Source organism: Ruegeria sp. CH8, from assembly GCF_056536985.1.
This window is the reverse complement of sequence record NZ_JBQFQR010000069.1, coordinates 1-1,543: the sequence shown is the minus strand read 5'-3', so window position 1 is coordinate 1,543 and position 1,543 is coordinate 1. Positions and strand designations below refer to the sequence as shown.

The window sequence follows — 1,543 nt, the reverse complement described above, 5'->3', positions numbered from 1 at the left end:
GCGTACGGCACATGTGTGGGTTCAAGACGTTCAGATCCGCATCAGCTACTTTGGACGGCATCAAAGTCGCCAACATGATCCGAAAGCAGCATTTCCCCTACACTACGACATCTGGCTTTCGGCAATTTGCCGAGATCGCAGGATGAGTGTGTCCGGTAAGTCGATACCTTGGCCCTTCTAAAAGTTTGCGACATATCCTGATTGGTCTGGATTTAGCGAAGAACGTTTTCCAGGTGCACGGTGCAGATGGATCAGGTCATCCTGTTCTTCGGAAGAAATTGCGCAGGGGTCAGGTCCTTGAGTTCTTCGCAAAACTGCCGCGTTACGTGGTTGCAATGGGCGCCTGCGCCAGTGCGCATTATTGAGGGCGCGAGATCGGTCGCTTGGGTCACGAAGTCAAGCTGATCCATCCGGCCTACGTGAAGCCATTCGTCAAACGTCAAAAGAACGATATTGCCGATGCGGAAGCGATCTGCGGAGCCGGGAGTAAACCAACGATGCGCTTTGTTGCCGTGAAAAGTGAAGAGACCCAGGCGTCCGTGATGGTTCTACGGGCCCGGAGTTGCTGGTTCGGCAGCGCACGTAGTTGATCCATGCCGTGCGAGGTCACCTTGGAGAGCTCGGTCAGGTGGCCCCGCAAGGCGCGGCCAATATCCGTAAGCTAGTTGTCTTGGTAGACTCTGGCGATAACGCGATCCCGGATGTGGCCTAGGAATGTCTTGAAAGGCTGACCAGCATGCTGGACTAGCTCAAAGAGCTGGATGCCGAGATTGCCCTTCGTGCTCGGTCAAACGAGATGGCACGCCGCTTAATGACGATGCCAGGGATTTGTCCACTTATAGCGACTGCGCTAGTGGCCCTTGTCCCGTCGCTGGGAACTTTCCGCCTTGGTCGAGATTTCGCCGCCTGGCTCGGGCTAGTTCCCAGACAGTATTCGACAGGGGGCAAGCAACGTCTCGGTGCAACGGCAAAGAAGGGGGAACGCTCGCTCAGGCGATTGATGATTTTTGGCGCCAACAGTGTCGTCATGTGGCGCGCTCGAAATAGAATGCGAACAGATCCCTAGCTTGATCGCCTGATCGAACGCAAACCGCCACTGCTGGTTCGCGTTGCCCTGGCGAACAAAATGGCGAGGATCGTTTGGGCCTTGATGAGCTCAGGAGAAGTCTATCGGGTTCCGGCTGACAACGCGTAAAGTTTCTGCGACCGCGAGGCAGCGGAAACGGAAGAGGACAATAGACGGTATGGCATAAGGATCGTGAGACCGGATCGGGAAAACCAGCTTGCGACAGAGTACTTAGAGCACGCGGTTTTGAATTGGGCCGGATCCTCTAACACCATACGGGCCAGCGGTATGTACAAAGGCCGCGCAACAGGCCGAACTCATGCCAGTACCCGAATCGATGCTAAAAATCGACCAAATTTACCTCTTGCGTTTTGGGCGTCTACAAATGTCGCAAACTCTACCGCACCTGTCAGACCGAACGCAGTTCTGTTAACGCGTGCTGGGACATGACAGGAGCAAACCGTGACGATCTCATTT

At 54.9% G+C, this 1,543-nt stretch carries 1 pseudogene; it reads left to right on the top strand.

Features of this window, described 5'->3' with window-relative positions:
- Positions 1-185: 185 nt before the first annotated feature.
- Positions 186-1,195 (top strand): annotated as a pseudogene (locus ACR0ER_RS25525) (IS110 family RNA-guided transposase).
- Positions 1,196-1,543 lie beyond the last annotated feature (348 nt).